This window comes from Streptomyces sp. NPDC051776 (assembly GCF_040681345.1).
GTDB lineage: Bacteria > Actinomycetota > Actinomycetes > Streptomycetales > Streptomycetaceae > Streptomyces.
Genome location: NZ_JBFAYQ010000029.1, coordinates 1 through 20978 on the forward strand (window position 1 = coordinate 1; position 20978 = coordinate 20978).

17 protein-coding genes and 1 riboswitch are annotated in these 20978 nt (G+C 70.4%); of the genes, 13 read left to right on the forward strand and 4 right to left on the reverse strand.

Going from position 1 to position 20978, the window contains the following annotated elements; genetic code table 11:
- The first annotated feature begins 225 nt into the window (after positions 1-225).
- From pgsA to AB0M26_RS21450, 10 genes are all read left to right on the forward strand, one after another.
- Positions 226-834, forward strand: a complete 609-nt coding sequence (gene pgsA, locus AB0M26_RS21405) for a CDP-diacylglycerol--glycerol-3-phosphate 3-phosphatidyltransferase (protein WP_365263402.1) — start codon at positions 226-228, stop codon at positions 832-834.
- A gap of 129 nt (positions 835-963) precedes the next feature.
- On the forward strand, positions 964-3459 hold the full coding sequence (locus AB0M26_RS21410) for a mannose-1-phosphate guanyltransferase (RefSeq protein WP_365263403.1): 2496 nt from the start codon (positions 964-966) through the stop codon (positions 3457-3459).
- A 170-nt stretch (positions 3460-3629) separates the two neighbouring features.
- Complete coding sequence (locus AB0M26_RS21415; RefSeq protein WP_365263404.1) at positions 3630-4550, forward strand: DUF881 domain-containing protein; 921 nt, start codon at positions 3630-3632, stop codon at positions 4548-4550.
- Entirely contained in the window at positions 4547-4879 is a 333-nt protein-coding gene (locus AB0M26_RS21420; RefSeq protein ID WP_019708255.1) for a small basic family protein, read from the forward strand. Before AB0M26_RS21415 ends, AB0M26_RS21420 begins: the two co-directional genes overlap by 4 nt.
- A 386-nt stretch (positions 4880-5265) precedes the next feature.
- Positions 5266-6141, forward strand: a complete 876-nt coding sequence (locus AB0M26_RS21425; protein WP_365263473.1) for a DUF881 domain-containing protein — start codon at positions 5266-5268, stop codon at positions 6139-6141.
- Between the two features lie 130 nt (positions 6142-6271).
- Entirely contained in the window at positions 6272-7111 is an 840-nt protein-coding gene (locus AB0M26_RS21430) for an FHA domain-containing protein (RefSeq protein WP_365263405.1), read from the forward strand.
- Positions 7112-7141: 30 nt separating this feature from the next.
- Positions 7142-7885, forward strand: coding sequence for a MerR family transcriptional regulator (locus tag AB0M26_RS21435; protein ID WP_365263406.1), 744 nt, complete (start codon positions 7142-7144; stop codon positions 7883-7885).
- Between the two features lie 50 nt (positions 7886-7935).
- Positions 7936-8409, forward strand: coding sequence for a bifunctional nuclease family protein (locus AB0M26_RS21440; protein ID WP_360861600.1), 474 nt, complete (start codon positions 7936-7938; stop codon positions 8407-8409).
- A 176-nt stretch (positions 8410-8585) separates the two neighbouring features.
- Positions 8586-9197 (forward strand): MerR family transcriptional regulator, encoded by a 612-nt coding sequence (locus AB0M26_RS21445; protein ID WP_365263407.1) that lies wholly within the window; start codon positions 8586-8588, stop codon positions 9195-9197.
- Between the two features lie 65 nt (positions 9198-9262).
- Entirely contained in the window at positions 9263-10912 is a 1650-nt protein-coding gene (locus tag AB0M26_RS21450) for a DNA polymerase IV (RefSeq protein WP_365263408.1), read from the forward strand.
- Here the strand turns inward: AB0M26_RS21450 and AB0M26_RS21455 are convergent.
- On the reverse strand, positions 10819-11205 hold the full coding sequence (locus tag AB0M26_RS21455) for a PRC-barrel domain-containing protein (RefSeq protein WP_365263474.1): 387 nt from the start codon (positions 11203-11205) through the stop codon (positions 10819-10821). The two genes, AB0M26_RS21450 and AB0M26_RS21455, sit on opposite strands and share 94 nt — an antisense overlap.
- A 123-nt stretch (positions 11206-11328) precedes the next feature.
- A riboswitch (glycine riboswitch) is annotated at positions 11329-11425 on the forward strand.
- A 184-nt stretch (positions 11426-11609) separates the two neighbouring features.
- Here AB0M26_RS21455 and gcvP point away from each other — a divergent pair.
- A complete protein-coding gene (gcvP, locus tag AB0M26_RS21460) occupies positions 11610-14495 on the forward strand; it encodes an aminomethyl-transferring glycine dehydrogenase (protein WP_365263409.1) in 2886 nt (961 codons plus the stop codon).
- Positions 14496-14628: 133 nt separating this feature from the next.
- On the opposite strand, the gene AB0M26_RS21465 is transcribed toward gcvP, so the two are convergent.
- Together AB0M26_RS21465 and AB0M26_RS21470 are read right to left on the reverse strand one after the other, a co-directional pair.
- Complete coding sequence (locus tag AB0M26_RS21465; protein WP_365263410.1) at positions 14629-14835, reverse strand: DUF5999 family protein; 207 nt, start codon at positions 14833-14835, stop codon at positions 14629-14631.
- Between the two features lie 507 nt (positions 14836-15342).
- Positions 15343-15951, reverse strand: coding sequence for a hypothetical protein (locus AB0M26_RS21470; RefSeq protein ID WP_365263411.1), 609 nt, complete (start codon positions 15949-15951; stop codon positions 15343-15345).
- Between the two features lie 490 nt (positions 15952-16441).
- Between AB0M26_RS21470 and AB0M26_RS21475 the strand changes: the two genes are divergently transcribed.
- Positions 16442-17944: a glutamate-cysteine ligase family protein gene (locus AB0M26_RS21475; RefSeq protein WP_365263412.1), complete on the forward strand. Its 1503-nt coding sequence runs from the start codon at positions 16442-16444 to the stop codon at positions 17942-17944.
- 260 nt (positions 17945-18204) lie between these two features.
- On the opposite strand, the gene AB0M26_RS21480 is transcribed toward AB0M26_RS21475, so the two are convergent.
- Positions 18205-19974 (reverse strand): substrate-binding and VWA domain-containing protein, encoded by a 1770-nt coding sequence (locus AB0M26_RS21480; RefSeq protein WP_365263413.1) that lies wholly within the window; start codon positions 19972-19974, stop codon positions 18205-18207.
- 99 nt (positions 19975-20073) lie between these two features.
- On the opposite strand from AB0M26_RS21480, the gene AB0M26_RS21485 reads away from it, so the two are divergent.
- Positions 20074-20877, forward strand: coding sequence for a CPBP family intramembrane glutamic endopeptidase (locus AB0M26_RS21485; protein WP_365263414.1), 804 nt, complete (start codon positions 20074-20076; stop codon positions 20875-20877).
- Positions 20878-20978: the final 101 nt, after the last annotated feature.

Here is a 20978-nt window from a genome sequence, read left to right on the forward strand (position 1 = left end):
GTCCGGACCGTATTTCTCGGTCCGGACACCACGGCTTTTCTGCGTTGTTGCGACGCTCCTCTCGCGAAAATCCGAAGAGCACCGCCCCGCCCTGTGGAAAGCGCCCTGCGGAGAGAGTGCAGCCCGCCCCGTCCTGGGCCCTGCCCGGACCCTCGGTGCACTGCGCCAATCGGTGCCGGTAGGGTCAGGGGGCATTGTCGGCACGTTCTTGCAGGAGGCACGCGGGTGGAGGCCCAGGAGACGCGCGTCCGGACGGACCGCGTCCTCACCATCCCGAACATGCTCAGCATGGCTCGCCTCCTCGGCGTACCGCTGTTCCTGTGGCTGATTCTGTGGCCCGAGTTCGGCGGCCCCAAGGCCGATGGCTGGGCCCTGCTCGTGCTGGCCCTCAGCGGTGTCACCGACTACCTGGACGGCGAGCTGGCTCGCCGGTGGAACCAGGTCAGCAACCTGGGCCGGCTCCTCGACCCGGCCGCGGACCGGCTCTACATCCTCACCACGCTCATCGGTCTCACATGGCGGGAAATCCTCCCGCTGTGGGTGCCCATTGTTCTGCTCACCCGTGAGCTCGTGCTGGCCGTGATGGTGTTGATCCTCCGTCGTCACGGCTACCCGCCGCCGCAGGTGAACTTCATCGGGAAGGCCGCGACCTTCAACCTCATGTACGCCTTCCCGTTGCTGCTGCTGAGTGACGGAAGTGGCTGGGTTCCCTCACTCGCTGCTATTTTCGGATGGGCGTTCGCAGGATGGGGTACAACGCTCTACTGGTGGGCAGGAATCCTCTACGTGGTTCAGGTCCGCCGACTTGTCAGGGCGGACGCCGCGGCTGACTGAGCCCGGCGACACGGCGTCTCTGCCATTTGACCGCCGGTCGGTGCTGGGTGCGCTCGTGCGACTCCCCTGGGCCATCTGAACGGGCACAGTCGGCTTGACCGTCGTCTCTTCAAGGAGGACGCTTCCGACATGAAGGCCGTCGTCATGGCCGGTGGCGAAGGTACTCGTCTTCGCCCGATGACCTCCAGCATGCCCAAGCCGCTTCTGCCTGTGGTCAACAGGCCGATCATGGAGCACGTGCTGAGGTTGCTGAAGCGCCATGGTCTCACCGAAACCGTGGTGACCGTGCAGTTTCTCGCCTCTCTCGTCAAGAACTATTTCGGTGACGGCGAGGAACTCGGCATGGAACTCACGTATGCGCATGAGGAAAAGCCGCTCGGCACCGCCGGTAGTGTCAAGAATGCGGAAGACGCGCTCAAGGACGATGCGTTCCTCGTCATCTCCGGCGATGCCCTCACCGATTTCGATCTCACCGATCTCGTCAATTTCCACAAGGAGAAGGGTGCGCTCGTCACCGTATGCCTGACGCGTGTGCCGAATCCGTTGGAATTCGGCATCACCATTGTCGACGACGACGGCAAGGTCGAGCGTTTTCTGGAAAAACCCACCTGGGGTCAGGTGTTTTCCGACACCGTCAACACCGGCATCTACGTCATGGAGCCGGAGGTCTTCGACTACGTCGAGGCCGATGCCTCCGTCGACTGGTCCGGTGATGTCTTCCCTCAGCTCATGAAGGACGGCAAGCCCATCTACGGCTATGTGGCCGAGGGTTACTGGGAGGACGTCGGCACCCACGAGAGCTACGTCAAGGCGCAGGCCGACGTCCTCGAGGGCAAGGTCGACGTCGAGATCGAGGGCTTCGAGATCTCGCCGGGGGTCTGGGTCGCAGAAGGCGCCGAGGTGCACTCCGACGCCGTGCTGCGAGGGCCCCTCTACATCGGCGACTACGCGAAGGTGGAGGCGGACGTCGAGATCCGCGAGCACACCGTCGTCGGGTCGAACGTGGTCGTGAAGAGCGGCGCCTTTTTGCACAGGGCCGTTGTCCACGACAACGTCTACATCGGCCAGCAGTGCAATCTGCGCGGATGCGTCATCGGGAAGAACACCGACATCATGCGGGCCGCCCGTATTGAGGACGGTGCCGTCATCGGGGACGAGTGCCTGATCGGCGAGGAGTCGATCGTCCAGGGCAACGTCCGCGTGTACCCCTTCAAGACCGTCGAGGCCGGCGCGTTCGTCAACACGTCGGTCATCTGGGAGTCCCGCGGCCAGGCGCAGCTCTTCGGTGAGCGTGGCGTGTCCGGCATCCTCAACGTGGAGATCACCCCCGAACTCGCGGTGCGTCTCGCCGGTGCCTACGCGACCACGCTCAAGAAGGGCTCGACCGTCACCACCGCCCGCGACCACTCCCGTGGTGCCCGGGCGCTGAAGCGAGCCATGATCTCCGCTCTGCAGGCGAGTGCGATCGACGTACGGGACCTGGAGAACGTCCCCCTGCCCGTTGCCCGCCAGTTGACGGCACGCGGTGGTGCGGGCGGCATCATGATCCGTACGTCGCCCGGTGTCCCCGACTCGGTCGACATCATGTTCTTCGACGAACGGGGCGCGGATCTCTCGCAGGGCGGCCAGCGCAAGCTGGACCGGGTCTTCGCCCGCCAGGAGTACCGGAGGGCGTTCCCCGGCGAGATCGGCGATCTGCGCTTCCCGGCCAGTGTCTTCGACTCGTACACCGGATCGGTGCTGCGGGCCGTGGACACCACGGGTGTCGCCGAGGCCGGGCTCAAGGTGGTCGTCGATGCCTCCAACGGCAGCGCGGGTCTCGTACTGCCCAGCCTGCTCGGCAAGCTCGGGATCGAGGCGCTCACCATCAACCCCGGTCTCGACGAGTCGCGGCCGACGGAGACGGCAGACGCCCGCCGCGCCGGGCTCGTACGCCTGGGGGAGATTGTCTCGTCGGCCCGCGCGGACTTCGGCGTCCGGTTCGACCCCGTGGGTGAGCGGATCTCGCTCGTCGACGAACGGGGCAAGATCGTCGAGGACGACCGCTCGCTGCTGGTGATGCTCGACCTGGTCGCAGCGGAGCGCCGCAGCGGACGGGTCGCCCTGCCGGTCACCACCACGCGTATCGCCGAACAGGTCGCGGCCTACCACGGCACGCAGGTTGAGTGGACGACGACGTCGCCCGACGACCTGACCCGGGTCTGCCGCGAGGAGTCGACGATCTTCGGCGGCGACGGCCGTGGCGGCTACATCGCCCCGGAGTTCAGCAGTGTCTTCGACGGCTCGGCCGCGTTCGTACGACTCGTCGGGCTCGTGGCCCGTACACAGCTGACCCTGAGCCAGATCGATGCCCGTATCCCGCGCGCCCACGTCCTGCGCCGCGATCTCGCCACGCCCTGGGCCGTGAAGGGACTGGTCATGCGGACCGTGGTGGAGGCGGCAGGGGACCGTTTCGTGGACACCACCGACGGTGTACGGGTCGTGGAGACCGACGGGCGCTGGGTGATGGTGCTGCCCGACCCGTCCGAGGCGGTCACCCATCTGTGGGCCGAAGGACCGGACGAGGCGTCGGCGCAGGCGCTCCTGGACGAGTGGTCCGGGGTGGTGGAGAGCGCCGGACGTTGAGTTGAGCGCGCCGGACGCTGGTGGCCGGCGGGTCCCGGCGAGGGCCGTCCAGGCTTGTCCCGGTTCCTCCTGAGCAGTCGGTGCGGAGCGCCGCGAGTCGCGGTGTCCCGCACCGGCGCGTCGGTGGCCCCATTCGGCGGTAGCGGGCGCGACGTGCGACGATGTGCGGCATGTCGCAGCAGTCCCCCGATCGGAGCACCGCTTCGCCGCCCTCCCGCCCCGACGCTTCGATGTCGCTGCTGACCAATGTGACGGAGCACAGTCTCGACGACGGCTACGCCGAGGCGGCAGCCCGGCGTTCCGCCGAAGGAGCACAGGGACGGCCGAAGCCTCTGCGGGCCAAACTCGGGTTCGCAGTGGGCCTCGTACTGGCCGCGGCCGTGGTGACCGTCGGTGCCGCCGAGACGCGGATATCGGCACCTGCCATCGCGAAGGAGCGGCAGGAGCTGATCGACCGGATCGACGCGGCCACCTCGGAAGCGGACCGTCTCCAGAAGAGCGTGGACACGTTGCGCGACCAGGTCGAGACACGGCAGCGTGAGGCACTGGAGCGGCACGGCGGGCAGCAGGGCAGGACCGTCGCCCTGCTCGCGGGTGCGACGCCGGTGCACGGGCCTGGCGTGAAGCTGGTCGTCAACGACGCCAGGGAAGCAGAGCAGGGCGGCGACGGTCCTCGCGACAGCAGTGGGTTCTCCGACACCGGCCGGGTCCGCGACCGGGACATGCAGCGCATCGTCAACGGTCTGTGGGAGTCGGGCGCGGAGGCCATCGCGATCAACGACCAGAGGCTGACGGCCCTGTCGGCGATCCGGGCCGCCGGTGACGCCATACTGGTCGACAACAGACCGCTGGTGCCGCCGTACACGGTGCTTGCGGTGGGGGACGGGCAGCGCTTGGCGACCGACTTCCAGAACAGCGCCGACGGGCAGTATCTGCAGGTGCTGAAGGAGAGCTACGGCGTCCGCGCGAGCATCACGGCGCAGAACGACGTCCGGTTGCCCGCGGCACCGAGCCTGACCGTACGCAACGCAAAGCCGGTATCCGGAGGCGCGGACAAGAACGCCGCCGACACAGGGAAGGGCACATCGTGATCGCCGTACTGGGCCTCGTCGTGGGAGTCGTGGTGGGACTGCTGGTCAGGCCCGAGGTGCCTGCGGTGGTCGAGCCCTATCTGCCGATCGCCGTGGTCGCGGCCCTGGACGCGGTCTTCGGAGGCCTTCGGGCGATGCTGGACGGGATCTTCGACGACAAGGTCTTCGTGGTGTCGTTCCTGTCGAACGTGGTGGTGGCCGCGCTGATCGTTTTCCTCGGCGACAAGCTCGGAGTCGGCGCGCAGCTCTCGACCGGCGTGGTCGTCGTCCTCGGTATCCGCATCTTCTCCAACGCCGCGGCGATCCGCCGGCACGTCTTCCGGGCGTGAGGCCGATGAGCAACGACGAGACACCCAGGACCCCGGGAGAACCGGAGGGCAACGGCCCGAAGGAGACGCCGAAGCCCGAGCAGACGCCGAAGCCGGGGCAGACGCCGGAGCCCGGGCCGGCGCCGAAGCCCGAGCAGACGCCGAAGCCGGGGCAGACGCCGGAGCCCGGGCCGGCGCCGAAGCCCGAGCAGACGCCGAAGCCCGGGCCGGCGCGGGAACCGGGCAAGCAGCCGGAGCCGCGGCCGGAGGAGCGACGTCCCGAACGGCATCCGCAGCCGCCGCAGCCGCCCCTGCCTCAGCCGCCGCAGTCCCAGCCACAACCTCCGCGGCCACAGCGACCACAGCGACCCCAACAGCCCCAATGGCCCCAACGGGCCCAGCAGCCCCTGCGGCCGCAGGGGCCGCAGGAGCGCCCCGCGGCCGCGCCAGCCGTTCCCGAACCGCCGGCAGCGGCTGCCCCGGGGACGCCAAAGCCCTCCGCGGACACGGCGGTTCCCGGCGGCCCGCCGGAGCAGGACGAGTCCGGCGAGGGGGCCGAGAGCCGGCTCACCGGTCGTCAGCGCCTGGCCGCGGGCGTCTGGCCGCCGCGTATGACGCGCGCCCAACTCATCGTCGCGCTCCTGCTGTTCGTACTGGGCCTCGGTCTGGCCATTCAGGTGCGCTCGACCACGGAGAACAGCGCGCTGCGCGGCGCGCGCCAGGAGGACCTCGTACGCATCCTGGACGAGCTCGACAACCGCACGCAGCGCCTCGAGGACGAGAAGACGGCGTTGGAGCGTCAGCGCACCGAGCTGGACAACTCCTCCGACCAGGCGGAGGAGGCGCGCAAGCAGACGGTCCAGAAGGAGCAGCAGTTGGGCGTCCTCGCGGGCACGGTCGCGGCGGAGGGTCCCGGCATCACCATCACGGTGAGCGACGCCGAGGCGGTCAAGGCGGACATGCTTCTCGATGCGATCCAGGAGCTGCGGGCGGCTGGTGCGGAGGCCATCCAGCTCAACGACGTACGGATCGTTGCCGGTTCGTACGTGACCGACTCCGGCGGCGGAGTGCGAGTCGACGGGAAGAAAGTCTCACCGCCCTTCCGTTTCAAGGTCATCGGCAAGCCGCAGGACCTCGAACCGGCACTGAACATCCCCGGAGGCGTGGTGCAGACCTTGGAGAAGGAGCAGGCAACTGTCGCAGTTGACCGCTCTGAGAGGATCGTCGTGGATGCCTTGCGATCGGCGGAGCGGCCTGACTACGCTCGGTCGTCATCGCAGTGAACGGTGCGCGCACGGGGGCCGCGCGGCAGGTGCGTGATGGTGCGGGGGGTCGAGGCACCACAGAGGTGATGTGTGGTGGAAACTGTCAGGCGGTCACGGACGTTGTGAGGATGTCCGGGCCGGCCGGTGTGTGCAGCGAGGTGTCGTCCTGCCCCACGGGCGGGTCTGTTTCGGTCAAGGGGAATCGCCCGTGAAGTTGTTTGCGAAGTTGTTCGGCAAGAGTGCCCGAGGCGGCGATGAGAGTGGCACGGCCCGCCACCGCGCGGGCCACTCCGCCGAGGAGAGCGCGGCGCCGGAGGGGCGCCCGCTGTTCCGCGACCAGGTTGCGGGAGGCGAGGGCGACATTCCGGGTGGTCACGGCGCGTCTTCTGTTGACCCTGCGGCGTCGGGGCGCATAGGTTTCGAGGAACCATCAACCTCAAGTACGGGTGGAGGGTTCACCGCCTTGCCGGTTTGTACGAGGTGCGGACACCGGAATGCCGAGGCCAGCCGGTTCTGCTCCAATTGCGGGGCGCCGCTGCGCGCCGGCGGTTCCGAGCGCGCCTCGGAGACGACCTCGACGATCTCGATCTCGGGCATCGAGTCCTACGAGACCGAGACCACGGGGCAGAGCGCGCCTCCGCTGGCCCCCGAGGCCCAGTCCGCTGTTGATGCCCTGCCGCTCGGCTCGGCGCTGCTGGTGGTCCGCCGCGGTCCGAATTCCGGCAGCCGCTTCCTTCTGGACGGGGACCTGACCACGGCCGGGCGTCATCCGCAGAGCGACATCTTCCTGGACGACGTGACCGTCTCCCGGCGGCATGTGGAGTTCCGCCGTGGTACCGACGGCGGCTTCACGGTCTTCGACGTCGGCAGTCTGAACGGCACGTACGTCAACCGGGAGCGGATCGACTCGGTGGCTCTGGCGAACGGCGACGAGGTGCAGATCGGCAAGTACCGGCTGGTCTTCTACGCCAGCCAGCGGGGTATCTGACCCATCCGGGCACCCGACCAGGGAAGGGCCATGCGGCGGACACCGTCGGGCGGTGCCGGGAGCGGCACCGCCACCAGGGCAGGCGGGCTGATGAGCATCGGCACGGTGCTCCAGCAGCTGCGCGAGGAGTTTCCTGAGGTCACCATCTCCAAGATTCGCTTCCTGGAGGCGGAGGGCCTTATCGAGCCACGGCGTACGCCATCGGGATACCGCAAGTTCGGCCCCGAGGACGTCCAGCGGCTCGCCTACGTCCTCCGTATGCAGCGCGACCACTATCTCCCGCTGAAGGTCATCCGGGAGCATCTCGAGGCCCTGGAGCGCGGTGAGCAGGTCCGCCTGCCCGTACCGGGGCGCTCGCGTGAACTGCTGGACGGGGCACTCGACGGAGACGGCGGAGCCCCGGCCACGGCCCGCGTCGGCCGGACCGAGCTGCTCGCCGCCGCAGAGGTCGGCGAGGCCGAGCTCGCGGAATGGGAGTCGTACGGCCTGATCGCCCCTGACGAGGACGGTGACTACGACCTCGAGGCGGTCTCCGTAGCCCGCCTGGTCGCAGATCTGGGACGGTTCGGCCTCGAACCGCGCCATCTGCGGGTCATGAAGGCCGCGGCGGACCGCGAGGCCGATCTGGTCGAACAGGTCGTGGCCCCGCTCAGGCGCCATCGCAACCCTCGGACCAGGCATCACGCGGAGTCCACGGCCCGCGAGCTGGCGACGCTGTCCGTCCGCCTGCACGCCGCACTCGTACAGTCCGCCCTGCGGGCCCGGCTGCACTGAAGGACGGGCCCGACTACCCAAACCGGCCGGGCACGTCCTAGGGTTACTGTGTGAACGAGCTCGACGTCGTCGGTGTCCGGGTGGAAATGCCCTCCAACCAACCGATCGTGCTCCTGCGCGAAGTGGGAGGCGACCGTTACCTCCCCATCTGGATCGGGCCCGGGGAGGCGACCGCGATCGCCTTCGCCCAGCAGGGCATGGCACCAGCCAGGCCGCTGACCCACGACCTTTTCAAGGACGTGCTGGAGGCGGTCGGCCAGACTCTCACCGAGGTCCGCATCACGGACCTGCGCGAGGGCGTGTTCTACGCGGAGCTGGTCTTCGCCAGCGGGGTCGAGGTCAGCGCCCGGCCCTCTGACGCCATAGCGCTCGCTCTGCGGACCGGTACGCCCATCTACGGCAGCGACGGCGTGCTGGACGATGCGGGAATCGCCATCCCGGACGAGCAGGAGGACGAGGTCGAGAAGTTCCGCGAGTTCCTCGACCAGATCTCGCCCGAGGACTTCGGCACCAACCGCGAGTAGACCGCGAGCCGGCCGCCGGGCCGCCCGGGAGGATGGGCCGATCGGGCTTCCCCGGAACGGGTCACGAGAAACCACCCTTAGGGTGATTATCACGCGGCGTGGCGAGTGTGGCGATCGTTGACGCACCCGGGGTGACTGCCTACCTTCGAGAAGGCAGGTCGAGGACGGAGGTCGGCGTGAGCAGCACCGGCGACGGTACAGCGGTGGGCGGTCCGATTCCGCTCCATGGACGCACGGCCGACACCCCATTCCGGCACGCCGCGACGGGGCCGGACGATGCGGTCGAGGACCCATCCGAACTGGTCGGATACCGCGGCCCCACGGCATGCGCGGCCGCCGGCATCACGTACCGCCAGTTGGACTACTGGGCTCGTACCGGACTCGTCGAACCGAGCGTGCGGCCGGCGTACGGCTCCGGTACCCAACGGCTGTACAGCTTCCGGGACGTCGTCGTACTCAAGATCGTGAAGCGCTTCCTGGACACCGGTGTCTCGCTGCAGAACATCCGTGCGGCGGTCCAGCACCTTCGCACCCGCCAGCGCTCCGATCTCGCCCAGATGACGCTCATGTGCGACGGCGCGACCGTCTACGAGTGCTCCTCCCCCGACGACGTCGTGAGCCTGCTCCAGGGCGGCCAGGGCATCTTCGGGATCGCGGTCGGGGTCGTCTGGCGGGACGTGGAGGACGCCCTGGCCCAGCTGCACGGCGAGCGCGTGGACACCGGTGAGACGCTCATCGGGCACAACCCGGCCGACGAGCTCGCCCGGCGCCGCAACCGAGCGGTCTGAGCTCCCGCGGCGGCTGTGCGCAGCTGCGCGGGCCGTTGTCAGTGCCGTAGGGGAGCATCGGTGGTGTGAGAGCCGCGCCGACGATCCTGCATTTGGACATGGACGCGTTCTACGCATCGGTGGAGCAGGCGTCCAAGCCGAGTCTGCGCGGCAAGCCGGTGGTGGTGGGCGGCATCGGGCCTCGCGGAGTGGTGGCCACCGCGTCGTACGAGGCCCGGGTCTTCGGGGTCCACTCCGCGATGGCGACGGCCCAGGCGCGGCGTCTGTGCCCGAATGCGGCCTACCTCGCCCCGCGCTTCGCGCTGTACCGGCGGATCAGCGAGACGGTGATGGAGCTGCTGCACCAGCTCTCCCCGCTCGTCGAGCCCCTGAGCCTGGACGAGGCGTTCGTCGACCTCGAGGCGGGCGGAGCGGCCGCCTCCGCGGAGGCGGCCCGCGCGGTGGGGGAGCAGCTGCGCCGGGACATCCGGTCGGTCACCGGGCTGACCGGCTCCGTCGGGCTCGCCGGATCGAAGATGCTCGCCAAGATCGGCTCCGAACAGGCCAAGCCGGACGGCCTCGTCCTCATCGACCCGGGCACCGAGCGCGAGCTGCTGGAGCCGATGACGGTCCGTACGCTTCCCGGCGTCGGGCCCGCGACCGCCGAGCATCTGCGTCGGGCGGGCATCCATACGGTCGGCGAGATGGCCGAGGCCGGGGAGGACGAGCTGGTTCGTCTGCTGGGGAAGGCGCACGGCAGCTCGCTGCACGCCATGGCGCAGGGGCTCGACGACAGGTCGGTGGTCGCCGAGCGGGACGCCAAGTCCGTTTCCGTCGAGGACACCTTCGACGTCGATCTGCACGACCGGGCGCGGGTGCAGAGCGAGGTCCGGCGGCTGGCCGAGCGGTGTGTCCAGCGGCTGCGCTCGGCCGGGCGCTCGGGCCGTACGGTCGTGCTCAAGGTCCGGCGCTACGACTTCTCGACGCTGACCCGCTCCGAGACGCTGCGCGGGCCGACCGACGACCCGGCGGTGATCCAGGAGGCCGCGGCCCGGCTGATCGAGGGCGTGGACACCACGGGCGGCGTGCGGCTGCTCGGCGTCGGTGTCACCGGGCTCGCAGACTTCACGCAGGAGGACCTGTTCGCCCAGGCCGCGACCGCCCAGGCCGCGCCGGCCGAGGAGGCGACGGCCCAGGCGGCGACGGCCGAGGCAGCCGGCGCCGCTGAGGCCTGCGAGGCCGAGGGAGCGGCAGCGGCGCACGCCCCGGACCCGGAGCAGCCCCCGGGAGCCCCGGAGGCGGCGGAGGCGGCAGAGGCCGGGCCGCGCCGCTGGGTGCCGGGGCACGACGTGCGGCACGCCGAGTTCGGTACGGGGTGGGTCCAGGGCAGCGGCGTCGGCCGGGTCACGGTGCGCTTCGAGCAGCCCTGGTCGGCTCCCGGGCGGGTGCGGACCTTTCCCGTGGACGACCCGGACCTCGAATCGGCCGAACCACCGCCCCTCGTCCCCCAGGAGCGCCCGGGCGCGGACCCGTCATCGGGGACGGCACGAGCGGGCCGTGCGGGAGGTACGCGCCATGCGGGCGGAGGTGACCCGGAGGGCGGGGCGGAGCCGGTCGCCGGTGCCGCGGAGACGCGAGACGATCAGTCGTCCTCGCCCGCGATACGGCCGAAATCCTGGTCGCCGTCCTCCTCGCCGCCTGTGTCAATGCCCGGGGCGGACGCGTCGAGCCCGTAGTGGTGGTAGAGCTGCAGCTCCTGCTCGGGCGAGAGATGCCGGCCCACGCCGAAGTCGGGTGCGTCCTTGATCAGAGACCTGCGGTACGGGACGCGAAGGGTCTCCTCGACCACTTCGCTCGGCTCCAGGGGGACGAATGCATCTCGTCCGAACATGCCGGTGCGCACCGCGGCCCACTCCGGGCGCCCGGTGGCGTCGTCCAGATACACCTCATCCACGGTGCCGATCTTCGCCCCGTCGAGATCGAACGCCTTGCGTCCGATCAGGCTCCGCGGATCGATGTCGGACTGCACGGTGCCCTCCAACTCGTCGTAGTCCTCTATGGAACAACGAAAGTCCACTTCGTGTACGTCGGCCACTCGGGATACGCGCGAATCCTTGGCCCGAGGTGCGCTGGTACGCTGGCAAACGGCTGCAGACCCCGTGCGGGAGAGTCCTCCGCCGCAAGGCCGGAGGCGCCGAAGGAGCAACCCCTCCCCGGAATCTCTCAGGCACACGTACCGCACGGACGAGGTCACTCTGGAAAGCAGGGCGGGCATCGGGACGGACGTGCCGGAACCCCTCCTCACCGACGGTGCAAGCCGGGCCGCGCAGGCGTGCCGGTGAAGCTCTCAGGTCGAGATGACAGAGGGGGAGGCCCTCGGGGTACCTGTACGGGTATCCCTCACAGGTCGCGTCGACCAGGAGGCCTCCGCAGATGACCCCCAACCGCACCCCACTCTCCGATCTGGAGCGTGGCATTCCATTCGCACAGCGCCACATCGGCCCCGATGGTGAGGCCCAGGCGAAGATGCTCGCCCAGGTCGGCTACGGCTCGCTGGACGAGCTGACCACCGCGGCCGTGCCGGACGTGATCAAGAGCGCAGGCACGCTGGACCTGCCGGAGGCGCGCAGCGAGGGCGACGTCCTCGCCGAGCTGCGGGCGCTGGCCGACCGCAACGAAGTGCTGGCGCCCATGATCGGGCTCGGGTACCACGGCACCTTCACCCCGCCGGTGATCCTGCGGAACGTCCTGGAGAACCCTGCCTGGTACACCGCCTACACCCCATACCAGCCGGAGATCTCACAGGGCCGCCTGGAGGCCCTGCTGAACTTCCAGACCGTCGTGGCCGATCTGACCGGCCTGCCCACCTCGGGCGCTTCGCTGCTCGACGAGGGCACCGCGGCAGCCGAGGCCATGGCGCTCTCGCGGCGCGTCGGCAAGGTCAAGGACGGTGTCTTCCTCATCGACGCCGACTGCCTGCCGCAGACGATCGCTGTGATCCAGGCGCGTGCGGAACCGACCGGGGTCGAGGTCGTCGTCGCCGATCTGTCCGCCGGGATTCCGGCGGAGCCCGCCGAACGCGGCGTCTTCGGTGTCCTGCTCCAGTACCCGGGCGCCTCCGGCCAGGTGCGGGACCTGCGTCCCGTGATCGAGCGGGCGCACGAGCTGGGCGCGATCGTCACAGTCGCCGCCGACCTGCTGGCCCTGACCCTGCTGACCTCGCCCGGCGATCTGGGCGCGGACATCGCGGTGGGCACCAGCCAGCGGTTCGGAGTGCCGATGGGCTTCGGCGGCCCGCACGCCGGCTACATGGCGGTGCGCGAGAAGTTCGCCCGCAATCTGCCCGGTCGGCTGGTCGGCGTCTCCGTGGACGCGGACGGCAACAAGGCGTACCGCCTGGCGTTGCAGACCCGCGAGCAGCACATCCGCCGCGAGAAGGCCACCAGCAACATCTGCACCGCACAGGTGCTGCTCGCCGTGATGGCGGGGATGTACGCGGTCTACCACGGCCCGGACGGGCTGGCGGCCATCGCCCGCCGCACCCACCGCTATGCCGCGATCCTCGCCGAGGGTCTGCGCGCGGGCGGTGTAGAGGTCGTCCACGACACGTACTTCGACACCGTGACCGCCCGTGTCCCGGGGCGCGCCGCCGAGGTGGTGGCCGCCGCCCGGGACGCGGGGGTCAACCTGCGCCGGACCGACGGAGACCTGGTCGGCATCGCCTGCGACGAGACGACCGGCCGTGAGCAACTCGCCGCCGTCTGGGGCGCGTTCGGCATCCGGGGCGACGTCGAGGCGCTGGACGCGTCAGTGCGGGAGGCGCTGCCCGGCACGCTGCTGCGGACCGATGAGTACCTGGCCCACCCGGTCTTCCACCAGTACCGCTCCGAGACCGCGATGCTGCGGTATCTGCGCCGGCTGGCCGACCGTGACTACGCCCTCGACCGCGGCATGATCCCGCTCGGCTCCTGCACGATGAAGCTCAACGCGACCACGGAGATGGAGCCGGTGACCTGGCCGCAGTTCGGGGAGCTGCACCCCTTCGCGCCGGCCGAGCAGGCCCAGGGCTATCTGACCCTGATCCGCGAGCTGGAGGAGCGCCTCGCGGAGGTCACGGGCTACGACAAGGTGTCCATCCAGCCGAACGCCGGCTCCCAGGGCGAACTGGCCGGACTGCTGGCCGTACGGGCCTACCACCGCGCCAACGGCGACGACCAGCGCACCATCTGCCTCATCCCGTCCTCCGCGCACGGCACGAACGCGGCCAGCGCCGTCATGGCGGGCATGAAGGTCGTCGTGGTGAAGACCGGCGAGGACGGCGACGTCGACGTCGAGGACCTGCGCGCCAAGATCGAGCAGTACGGCCACGAGCTCGCCGTGCTCATGGTCACCTACCCGTCCACGCATGGGGTGTTCGAGGAACACATCACCGACATCTGCGGTGCCGTGCACGATGCGGGCGGCCAGGTGTACGTGGATGGCGCGAACCTGAACGCCCTTCTGGGACTGGCCGAGCCGGGTCATTTCGGTGGCGACGTCTCGCACCTCAACCTGCACAAGACCTTCTGCATCCCGCACGGCGGCGGCGGTCCGGGCGTCGGCCCGGTCGGCGTACGTGCACACCTCGCGCCGTACCTGCCGAACCACCCGCTCCAGCCGGAGGCCGGCCCCGAGACCGGTGTCGGCCCCATCTCGGCCGCTCCGTGGGGCTCGGCGGGCATCCTGCCGATCTCCTGGGCGTACATCCGGTTGATGGGGGCGGAAGGCCTGCGCCGGGCCACCCAGGTCGCCGTCCTCGGCGCCAACTACATCGCCAAGCGCCTCGAACCGCACTACCCGGTGCTCTACACCGGTCCGAACGGTCTGGTGGCGCATGAGTGCATCGTGGACCTGCGGCCGCTGACGAAGGCGACCGGCGTGAGCGTCGACGATGTGGCCAAGCGGCTCATCGACTACGGCTTCCACGCGCCGACCATGTCGTTCCCGGTCGCCGGGACCCTGATGATCGAGCCGACGGAGAGCGAGGACCTTGCGGAGCTGGACCGTTTCTGCGAGGCGATGATCGCGATCCGCGGGGAGATCGAGCGGGTCGCCTCCGGGGAGTGGCCCGCGGACGACAACCCGCTGCGTGGAGCGCCGCACTCGGCGGCCGCGCTCTCCGGCGAGTGGGAGCGGCCCTACAGCCGTGAGACGGCGGTCTTCCCTGCCGGTGTCTCGGCCGCGGACAAGTACTGGCCGCCGGTGCGGCGCATCGACGGGGCCTACGGCGACCGCAATCTGGTCTGCTCGTGCCCGCCGCTCGAGGACTACGACGCCTGACGCCGCCCGGCGGGGGAGACGCATCGGGGCCGGTACGGCGCATGTCGCCGGCCGGCCCCTGTGTTTCGTCCCCGGAGGCTCTCGGTGGATCCGCGGCGGTGCGGGGATCCCTGCTCCTCGAGGTCCGTCGCCCTTACGCGGCGGCAATCACCTTGACCGAGCCGAGCGGCCGGTGCGGGGCGATGATCTGCCCGTCCGGCAGCAGCTCGCCGGTGTCCTCGAAGAGCAGGACGCCGTTGCACAGCAGACTCCAGCCCTGCTCCGGGTGGTGCGCCAGAATCTGGGCGGCCTCCCGGTCGGCGGAGTCGGCTGACGGGCAGGGTGGCTGGTGCTGGCACATGGGCGGGTTCTTTCGCTGTGATGTGGTGACTGTTCGGTTGATCGCTGCGGTGTTCATACCGCCCCCCGTATCTGTTCGGTCGGTCCCCAGTCTTGCCCTATGGGCGCGATTCCGCAGGGATTTCGCGGCAGCCGCTCCTACTGGGTCAGGACGCGTCACCCAGGCGGACGGTTCATCGCGGTTCAGCGGTCACTTCGGGTGGTTGTGATTGGTCATACCGGGCTAGTCCCTACGGGTGGGCGCTGCCCGGGCTCTGCGTGGGGGCGCGACAGCGGAACCCGGTTCCTGTACGGGGGGTGGTCGGGCGGAGCCAGGAACCGGCGAACCGGCGAACCGGTAGGAGCGCACCGGAAGAAGCGAACCGGAGGAGCGCACCGGAAGGAGCGAACCGGAACTGGGCAACCAGAGCCGGCCGAGGGAGACCCCGTACACAGCGCGGCCCCGTGGCCACCGGGCCGCGGGGCAGCTCATGCCGCGCCAAGGGTGAGGGCCGAAGCCCTCCGGGGGTCAGGCGGGGGAGCCCATGGCAGGTGTCCCCATGCCCATCAGCGGAGGCGGTGTCATCCGCAGGGTCAGCAGAGGGAGCAGATCCGCGACGCGGTGCGCCCGGTGCGCCGCGATGCCGGGAGGTGCCGGGGTGAGCGGCACCAGAACGTCGCTCGGCGCGGGTGAGCCCCCCGCGGCATCGGCCTCGGTGTCCGCGTGCAGCCACAGCGTGAGCATGTACAGCTCCGGTACGGACAGCAGCCGGGGCTGGTACGTGCCGGGCAGCGCCTCGGCCTGCCGCAGTGCCCGCTCCGTGGACGCCACGTACGGACCCTCGAAGAAGTGCGAGAAGGCCCAGCCGTCCGGCGTCAGCATCGTCTCGGCCGCCGCCACGGCGCGGTCGCCGCCGCGCACCAGGAAGCGCCACCCGGCGAGCCGTGTGCGCGGTGGCCCCTGCCGGGCGATGACGCGGTCCAGGACATGGACCGGCAGCGGGAGCTCGGGGGTCAGCGGACCGCTCACGGTCCGCAGGGCCGGGGTACGCGGATCGCTCACGGCGGTGGGAGAGCCAAGGGCCGCGAGGGCGCTGCGCAGGGCGGGCTTGGGTGCCGGGGGGACATGCAGCGGCATGGTGGGTCGCCTCTCACTGGGGAGACACGTGGTGCGGGGCGTTTGCGGACGACGTTGTCAGCGCGGTTCGGGTCAGAGGGGGCCGGCCGATCGAAATGCCGGTGACGCTCACTCTCTGCCCTTGTTCGCGAAGTTTATCTGACGTCCGTTCACTCGATGTTTCCGCTAGCGGTCGCCGACATTGCGGACAAGGTCGTATTCGGTCTTTGTTCGGAGAGGGTTACGCCTATTCTGTCCGCCTGCTCCGGCTCGCTTCCTCGGGTTTTGCCGCGATGGCGGTAGGCCGATTCCCGCCCCCGCTTTTCACGGATGCAATGCGGGGGTCCCGGGACAGGGCGCTATGCCGATGGAATGTGCCGGAGCATGTGTAGTGACGAGCCTAGTGGGCATGCGGTGTCCGCCGGGCGTTATCGATCACATTGCCTGGGCATCATCGACCCTGACGCCGTGGCCAGCGCCACGGGCCGCCCACTCGAGGAGGGACGCTCCGATGGGGGAGAAGGTCGTGGCAGGCGGGTTCGACCTGTCCGATCGGCAGCTCTACCGGCGCAAACTGCGGCGGTGTCTCGAGGGACTGGAGCGGCTGCTGGAGGAGAAGCGGTTCGACCGTCCCAAGAATCTGATGGGGCTGGAGATCGAGCTCAATCTCGCGGGCGCCGACGGGATGCCACGGATGCTGAATGCGGAAGTTCTGGAGCGCATCTCGAGCGGCGATTTCCAGACGGAGCTCGGCCAGTTCAACCTCGAGGTGAACATCGTGCCGCACCGTATGTCGGGGCGCGTCCTCGACCGGCTCGCGGAGGAACTCCGCACCGGTCTGGCTTATGCCGACCGCAAGGCGCGCGAGGTCTCGGCGGAGATCGTGATGGTCGGCATTCTGCCCACCCTCGGCACCGAGGACCTGGTGTCCTCGAACCTCTCCGAGGTCGATCGCTACATGCTGCTGAACGACCAGATCCTGGCGGCGCGCGGCGAGGAGATCGCCCTCGACATCGAGGGTGTGGAGCGGCTGACGTATCGCACGGGGTCGATCGCCCCCGAGGCCGCGTGCACCTCTGTACAGCTCCATCTGCAGGTGACCCCCGGCCGGTTCGCGGCCGTGTGGAACGCAGCGCAAGCCGTAGCGGCCGTGCAGATCGCGATGGGTGCCAACTCCCCGTTCCTCTTCGGGCGGGAGCTGTGGCGCGAGTCCAGACCGCCGCTGTTCCAGCAGTCCACCGACACGCGTCCGCCCGAACTCCGTGAACAGGGCGTACGGCCGAGGACGTGGTTCGGCGAGCGCTGGATCGACTCCGCCTACGACCTCTTCGAGGAGAACTTCCGCTACTTTCCTGCCCTGCTGCCCATCTGCGGCGAGGAGGACCCGCTGAGCGTCCTGGACGACGACAAGATCCCCGGCCTTCAGGAGCTGGTGCTGCACAACGGCACTGTCTACCGCTGGAACCGCCCGGTGTACGCGGTCGTCGAGGGCGTCCCGCACCTGCGGGTGGAGAACCGCGTCCTGCCCGCCGGCCCCACCGTCACCGACGTCATCGCCAACACGGCGCTCTACTACGGGCTGGTGCGCACGCTCGCCGACGAGTCGCGACCCGTGTGGTCCAAGCTGTCGTTCGCCGAAGCCGCCGCGAACTTCGACGCGGCGTGCCGTTACGGAATCGACGCCACCCTGCGCTGGCCGCGCCCCGGCCGTTCGGGCACCGTGGCCGAGGTTCCGGCGGTCCGCCTGGTGCGGGACGAGCTGCTGCCGCTGGCCGCCGCCGGGCTGGACGAGTGGGGGGTGGAACCGGCCGACCGGGACCGCTATCTCGGTGTCATCGAGGAGCGCTGCCGGCGCCGGATGAACGGCGCCGCCTGGCAGGCCGCGACCTTCCACCGGGGTCTGGACGGCGGTCTCGACCGGGAGGCCGCGCTCGCCGCGACCACGCGCCGCTACTGCGAGCTGATGCGCGCGGGCGAGCCCGTGCACACCTGGCCCGTGTCCTTCCCCGGCTGAAGATCCGGGGCCGGATCCGTCCCGGCCCCGGCCCTGCGCCCGGGCCCAGACGCGAACCCGGACCCGGCCCTGCGCCCGGGCCCGGGCCGGCACCCTGCGCCCGGGCCGGCCTCTGCGCCCAGTCTCAGGTCCGGAGAGGACCCCGCCCCGGATACAAACCCGGGCCCGGACCTCGACCCGGGAGAGACGCTTCAGCACCGCCTCGCCGTGCGCGCCGCCCCGCCGCGTCCGCAGCAGTCGGCTGAGATGGAGACCGCCGCTCAGCGCCGGGCCACCGCCGTGATCGACCTGAGCATCACCTGATGGATCTGTCCCGGATCCTCGACGCGGTACGCGGAGCCGCCCGTCGCCTCCGCGATCTCCTCGCACGACCGCTTGTCGGCATCCGGCCCGACCGCGATGGCGATCACCGGCAGCGGGCGCTGCGCGTCGCCCAGCTTCCTCAACTCCTTGACCAGGGCGTCCCTGGAGATGCTCCCCGGGTCCTGGTTGGAGCCGTCGGTCAGCAGCACGACCGCGTTGAAGCGGCCCAGCCCGTAATTCTCCGCCGCCTCGCGATAGGTGGCGAGCACGGTGTCGTACAGTCCGGTGGCCCCGTCCGTCACGGGGGCCAGGGCCTCGACCGCCGCGGTGAGCCGGTCGCGCTGGGTCTTCCCGGCCTCCGTACGCTCGTCGAGCCGCTGGGTGGGGACGAGGCGGCGGTAGTCACGGGAGCCGTCGAGCCGCCGCGCGAAGTCATAGAGACCGATCTCGTCCTCCGGCTTGAAGGTGGCGAGGGCCTGGAGCAGCGAGGCCCGTGTGACGTCCATCCTGGACCGGCCGTCCTTGCCGGGAACCGGCGCGGACATCGAGTCCGAGGTGTCCACCACGGTGGTCAGCCGTGCGCTCTTTACCGTGATCGCCCACAGGCCGAGCGTCTCCTGGACTTGTTCGGTGGTCGGGACCTTCGCGGGCGCGGCGTCGTACGGCTGGGGCTCCTTGGCTCCCGCGGCCCGCGCGGCCCCGGGCTTCGGGGGTATGCCGCCCGTGCGGAAGCCCTGTTCGCGCAGGACGTCGAGGCTGTCCTCCGTGCCCAGCAGTGTCATGAAGCGGGTGGCGGCCCGCGTCTGGCGCGCGGTGAGCGTGCTCTCGCCGACCAGGGTGTACGGGTAGTCGAGCTGGGCGCTGCCGTCCTCCGGGTAGAACAGCCGCAGATCGCCCGTGAAACCGGACGTGTTGTGGTGGTGCGCCGCCTGCTCGGACACGATCAGCGCCGGATTCCCGCTGGGGTCCCCCTTGTCCGCCCCGAACTCGGCGCGCGGGAGCGAGGCGAGGACCTGTTCGTCACCGCCCGCGGTGCGTCCGGCGAGCCGTCGGGCCATCGCGGCCGCGAGAGTCCCGCCGCCCGGCTTCTCCTCCTCCGCGGAGGTGCCGAGCCTGGCCAGGGCGAGCAGCCCGACGGCGCTGCGGTCCGGATCGGCCACGCCCAGCGGAAGATGCGCCCGCTGCGCCGCCTCGGCCAGCCCGGCCCAGGTGTACGTCCTGCCGGGCCATCCGAGCTTCTCGGCGGCGGACGGCACGGCGGCGAGGGTGAGTGGTGACGACGCGACGTTCCCGCCCTCGCCGAGCGTGGGAGCGGTGCCGGAGGCCCGGACCTGGTCGACCCAGAGGCCGGAGTCGGGCAGCCAGACCTCGTAGGCGGCGAAGGCGCTGCGGGGCCCGGTCAGCTCGTCGGCGACCTCGTGGGCGGGCCGGGCGGTGACGCGGACGTCCAGGCAGCGGCCGTCGGTACGGACCCCGGTCTGCCGGGCGCGTTCGGCGACGGTGCGCAGGGCGGGGGCGATGTCGGGGGAGGCAGCGACGCGCAGCGGCATGTCCTCGCCGTCGCAGGAACCGCCGAAGGCGCGCAGCCCGCCGCTCAGGGCGAGAGCCGTGCCCGCGGCCAGCGCCAGGACGAGGGCCGCGGAGATCGCTACGGTACGTCGGCGGGCGGCGAAAAGGCCCCCCGTACGGTCGGGAGCGGAGGCGTGGGGCAAGCTGTGACGTCCCATGGGTCTCCCCGGCCTGTCGTGACGATCTTCGTACTGCCTTTCGAGACGATAGCGGCGCGGAGAGAGCGGCGAGGCGGGATTGTGGAACTGGAGGCGGGCGTGCAGGCAGAGTCCGGCCGGGTGGCCGATTCCTTCTCCCCCGAGCGGCTGCCGCCGCGATTGCTGCGCAACGAGACCTTGCTGGTACTGGCGCTGTCGGTGGGAGCAAGCGCGGTGTCCGCGCTGATCAGTTTTGTGGGCTCGGTGACGAAGCCGGGCGGCCTGAAGGACCAGGCGGCCACCCTCAACGCCTCTGTCGAGCCCGGGCGCCCCTGGCTCGATCTCGCCTGGCAGGTCTTCGGTATCGGCACCGCTCTGGTGCCGGTCGCGCTCGTGGCGCACCTGCTGCTGCGAGAGGGCGCCGGGGGGCTGCGGGCGATCGGGCTGGATCGGCGCAGGCCGGGGTTCGACCTCGGGGCCGGAGCGGCGCTCGCGGCGGCGATCGGCGGTACGGGTCTCCTTTTCTACCTTGGCGTGCGAGCCGCGGGCTTCAATCTGACGGTCGTCCCCGAGTCGCTGCCGGACGTGTGGTGGAAGATCCCGGTGCTGATCGCCTCGGCGATCCAGAACTCCGTGGTGGAGGAGGTGATCGTGGTCGGCTATCTGCTGCGCAGGCTCGGGCAGCTCGGGTGGACACCGGCCGCCTCGCTCGCGGCGAGTTCCGGCCTGCGCGGGCTGTACCACCTCTACCAGGGCATCGGCGGGCTGGTCGGGAACATGGTGATGGGCGTGGTGTTCGTCCTGCTCTACCGGCGGTGGGGGCGGGTCGGGCCGCTGGTCGCAGCCCATGCACTGATCGACATCGTGGCGTTCGTCGGCTACGCGGTGCTGGCGGGAAGGGTGGGCTGGCTGCCCACGAAGTGACGCCCGTCCCCTGCCCGTTGCCAGGCGTCGCCTGCCCCCGTCCGGCTGCGCTCCCCGTGTGGCCCTGTTCCCGTCCGGCTGCGCTCCCCGTGTGGCCCTGT

Bases quoted from the DNA above. Each gene is read 5' to 3' on its own strand.
- AB0M26_RS21410 (WP_365263403.1), top strand. From the start codon at position 964: ATGAAGGCCGTCGTCATGGCCGGTGGCGAAGGTACTCGTCTTCGCCCG.
- AB0M26_RS21415 (WP_365263404.1), top strand. From the start codon at position 3,630: ATGTCGCAGCAGTCCCCCGATCGGAGCACCGCTTCGCCGCCCTCCCGC.
- AB0M26_RS21435 (WP_365263406.1), top strand. From the start codon at position 7,142: ATGCGGCGGACACCGTCGGGCGGTGCCGGGAGCGGCACCGCCACCAGG.
- gcvP (WP_365263409.1), top strand. From the start codon at position 11,610: ATGACCCCCAACCGCACCCCACTCTCCGATCTGGAGCGTGGCATTCCA.
- AB0M26_RS21465 (WP_365263410.1), bottom strand. From the start codon at position 14,835: ATGTGCCAGCACCAGCCACCCTGCCCGTCAGCCGACTCCGCCGACCGG.
- AB0M26_RS21470 (WP_365263411.1), bottom strand. From the start codon at position 15,951: ATGCCGCTGCATGTCCCCCCGGCACCCAAGCCCGCCCTGCGCAGCGCC.
- AB0M26_RS21475 (WP_365263412.1), top strand. From the start codon at position 16,442: ATGGGGGAGAAGGTCGTGGCAGGCGGGTTCGACCTGTCCGATCGGCAG.
- AB0M26_RS21480 (WP_365263413.1), bottom strand. From the start codon at position 19,974: ATGGGACGTCACAGCTTGCCCCACGCCTCCGCTCCCGACCGTACGGGG.